Source organism: Mesorhizobium sp. M1C.F.Ca.ET.210.01.1.1, assembly GCF_004791585.1.
GTDB lineage: Bacteria > Pseudomonadota > Alphaproteobacteria > Rhizobiales > Rhizobiaceae > Mesorhizobium.
Window position 1 is genome coordinate 1 of the sequence record NZ_SRUU01000235.1, and the last position, 279, is coordinate 279.

The 279-nt window shown below is 57.3% G+C and carries 1 protein-coding gene; it reads left to right on the forward strand.

Annotated elements, in window-relative coordinates:
• Positions 1–279, forward strand: a 279-nt coding sequence (locus tag EN853_RS33725; RefSeq protein ID WP_135861390.1) for an RHS repeat-associated core domain-containing protein, incomplete at both ends; no start/stop codon positions are given.

Sequence of the window (279 nt, forward strand, 5' to 3'; positions counted from 1 at the left end):
GTCATGGCCCGTTCCTCTCGGTCAGACCAGACCCGGATCCACCGCTATTCGGACATTCCCTCTACCGCCCCACCACCGGCCGCTTCGCCAGCATCGACCCCGTCGTAGGCGGCGGAGCCAACGACTACGCATACCCGACAGATCCCATTAATCGATTCGACCTCAACGGTCAAGGGTGGGACTGGGTCGAGAACGCTTGGAACGACGCTAAAACAGTTGCAAAGAAGGTAGCCAACCATGTCAAGGAAAACTGGAACACATACCTGGTAGCAGGCATTT